Source organism: uncultured Streptococcus sp. (assembly GCF_938036805.1).
Classification (GTDB): Bacteria; Bacillota; Bacilli; order Lactobacillales; family Streptococcaceae; genus Streptococcus.
This window is the reverse complement of record NZ_CALHWC010000139.1, coordinates 1-3,242: the sequence shown is the minus strand read 5'-3', so window position 1 is coordinate 3,242 and position 3,242 is coordinate 1. Positions and strand designations below refer to the sequence as shown.

At 44.3% G+C, this 3,242-nt stretch carries 4 protein-coding genes; all 4 read left to right on the top strand.

Annotated elements, in window-relative coordinates:
* Positions 1–273: ABC transporter substrate binding protein (locus Q0191_RS05480; protein WP_297664539.1), on the top strand; the 273-nt coding region annotated here is incomplete at its 5' end.
* A gap of 322 nt (positions 274–595) precedes the next feature.
* Entirely contained in the window at positions 596–1,642 is a 1,047-nt protein-coding gene (gene pheS, locus Q0191_RS05475) for a phenylalanine--tRNA ligase subunit alpha (protein WP_005589611.1), read from the top strand.
* Positions 1,643–1,812: 170 nt separating this feature from the next.
* A complete protein-coding gene (locus Q0191_RS05470; protein ID WP_297664536.1) occupies positions 1,813–2,325 on the top strand; it encodes a GNAT family N-acetyltransferase in 513 nt (170 codons plus the stop codon).
* Positions 2,326–2,466: 141 nt separating this feature from the next.
* Positions 2,467–3,242 (top strand): YtpR family tRNA-binding protein (ytpR, locus tag Q0191_RS05465; RefSeq protein ID WP_297664541.1); only part of this gene is annotated, 776 nt, incomplete at its 3' end.

Here is a 3,242-nt window from a genome sequence, read left to right as displayed (position 1 = left end):
TCCAGCAATAAAGAAGCTAAGAAACCGATTTATCCAAGTGCGACAGCCATGGTAGAAGAAGGTGGTCTTGCCTCTGTCGTTGTAGACCAGTATGACCTAGGTGTGGCGACTGGTAAAATGGCAGCTAAAGTCCTTAAAGGTGCTAAACCAGCTGACACTGCAGTAGATATTTTTGATAAAGGTAAATCTGTTATCAATACTAAAAATGCCAAAGAACTCGGTATCACTATACCAGAAGATGCTCTCAAAGAAGCAGGTCAGGTTATTAAATAGAAAGAAGGAAGTCTGTTCTTTGACAGGCTTCTTTTTCTTGATAGTCTCTTCTTGTAAATTCTTTAACTGAGCTTGCGAAATGTTTAGAAATCTGTTAGAATGAATTATAATTGAATAGCAATCCGCAAGACCAGTAACCTAAGGGAAGTTTAACAGGGAGGGGAGCCAGCGACTGAGAGCTCTCTAGATGAAAGCTAGGCGAATTCACTTGCTTTGGGGTTGGTAATTAAGGTCTGGCTTGCCAGATAAAAAACGGATGGTACCGCGTGTCAACGCTCCGCTTCGGTGTGAGTGAGACCGCGGTTTTTATTTTGGAGGAACTATGTCAACAATTGAAGAACGATTGCAGAGTCTGCGTGAGGAAACTTTAGCCCAATTGCAGACCATTACTCTGGAAAATGCGAAGGATATGCAGGAACTGAAAGTATCTGTTCTAGGGAAAAAAGGGAGTCTTACTGAGATTCTCAAAGGGATGAAGGATGTTTCTGCTGAGATGCGTCCTATTATCGGGAAGCACGTCAATGAAGCACGAGATGTGCTGAATGCAGCCTTTGAAGAAGCAGCTCAAATCTTGGAAGAGCAGAAAGTCGCAGCCCAGCTGGCCAATGACGCCTTGGATGTGACCCTGCCAGGCCGTAAGATTCCAGCTGGAAATCGCCATATTTTGACCCAAACGAGTGAAGAAATCGAAGATATCTTTATCGGTATGGGCTATCAGGTTGTGGATGGTTTCGAGGTTGAGTCAGACTACTATAACTTTGAGCGTATGAACCTGCCTAAAGACCACCCTGCGCGGGATATGCAGGACACTTTCTACATCACAGAAGAGATCCTCTTACGTACTCACACTTCTCCTGTTCAGGCTCGTGCCATGGATGCTCATGACTTTAGCCAAGGGCCGCTCAAGATGATCTCTCCGGGACGTGTTTTCCGTCGTGATACAGACGATGCGACTCACTCTCACCAGTTTCATCAGATTGAAGGTCTGGTCGTAGGGGAAAATATCTCTATGGCTGACTTGCAAGGAACCTTGCAGCTGATTATTCAAAAAATGTTTGGTGCGGATCGGAAGATTCGTCTGCGCCCATCTTACTTCCCATTCACAGAGCCATCTGTCGAAGTAGATGTCTCTTGCTTTAAGTGTGGTGGTGCCGGCTGTAATGTCTGCAAGAAGACTGGCTGGATCGAAATCATGGGAGCTGGAATGGTGCACCCAAGTGTCTTGGAAATGAGTGGCATCGATTCAGAGAAATATTCTGGCTTTGCCTTTGGTCTCGGTCAGGAGCGGGTAGCTATGCTTCGCTACGGCATCAATGATATTCGTGGCTTCTACCAAGGCGATGTACGTTTTTCAGAGCAATTTAAATAAGTAAGAAGCTTAGAATAGGACTTGATTTGAACAATCCCGTTACGACAAGCCTGATTAGCAATGTTTGCGAGCTTGAAATGCGTGGCAAAAGTGCTCGTTAGTTTAGTTGAATATAAGAAATTTATAGATGGGAATATCGCTTACAGCTACTTCTGGGAAAGGAGTGCCCTATGTTAGTTAGAGTTCAGCCAGAAGATTTGGATATTTTGCGAGAGTTACAAGTTCAGACCTACCAAGAAACTTTTGGTCCTTTCATCAAGCAAGAAGATTTGGAACATTATTTTTCCCATGAGTTGGCGCGTGAAAGGCTGGAGTTGGAGTTGGCAAATCCTGAGTCTGAGCATTATTTTGTACTGGACAAGGAAGAAAAAATCGCTGGTTTTCTCAAGTGTAACTGGGGTCAGGCTCAGACAGAGCAGGAGTTGGAGGATTCCTTTGAAATTCAACGGATTTATGTGCTTGCCTCCCATCAGGGCCTCGGCTTGGGCAAGGAAATGTTTGAATTTGCCCTAGAAGAAGCCCGAAAACGTGGCTTTAGCTGGGCTTGGCTAGGCGTTTGGGAAAGAAATTTTAAGGCGCAGAACTTTTACTTTAAATATGGCTTTGAAAGATTTAGCCAGCATGAATATATCACTGGTGGCACAGTCGATATTGACTGGCTTTTAAGGAAGAAATTAAATTAAAAAGACGATAACATCGCTGTTTATTGGGCTTTTAGTGAAAACAGAAATTTATAGAGAGGAATCAAATACGACCGAAGATAGAACGGACTGGCTTTGTCTATGAAATCGAAGTTAGTTTTGGTCGGTCGTAAAATCATCAATATGTTAGTTAGTTATAAATGGTTAAAAGAACTGGTTGATTTGGATGTGACGAGCGCCGAGCTGGCTGAAAAAATGTCCACAACTGGTATTGAAGTAGAAGGAGTCAGCTCGCCAGCCGAAGGTCTTTCGAAAATTGTTGTCGGAGAAGTTCTGAGCTGTGAGGATGTACCTGAAACTCACCTGCACCTCTGTCAGGTCAATGTCGGAGAAGAGGAGCCTCGTCAGATTGTCTGTGGAGCACCGAATGTTCGCGCAGGTATCAAAGTTATGGTAGCTGTACCAGGCGCTCGCATTGCAGATAATTATAAGATTAAAAAAGGAAAAATCCGTGGCTTGGAGTCACTAGGTATGATTTGTTCTCTTGGCGAGCTGGGCATTTCTGATTCGGTCGTGCCAAAGGAATTTGCGGATGGCATCCAAATTTTGCCAGATAGTGCTGTACCAGGAGATGAGGTCTTCCCTTATCTGGACTTGGATGATGAGATTATCGAGCTTTCCATCACGCCAAACCGGGCTGACGCTTTGTCTATGCGTGGGGTAGCGCATGAAGTAGCAGCTATCTACGATAAAACTGTTCATTTCAATGAATTTTCTTTGACTGAAGGGGAGGAAAAGGCTGCATCTAGCTTGTCTGTAGCCATTGAGACTGAAAAAGCACCGTTTTATGCCGCTCGTATTTTGGACAATGTGACTATTGCTCCGAGTCCTCAGTGGCTGCAAAATCTCCTCATGAACGAAGGAATCCGTCCGATTAACAATGTAGTGGACGTGACCAA

Bases quoted from the DNA above. Each gene is read 5' to 3' on its own strand.
- Q0191_RS05470 (WP_297664536.1), top strand. From the start codon at position 1,813: ATGTTAGTTAGAGTTCAGCCAGAAGATTTGGATATTTTGCGAGAGTTA.
- pheS (WP_005589611.1), top strand. From the start codon at position 596: ATGTCAACAATTGAAGAACGATTGCAGAGTCTGCGTGAGGAAACTTTA.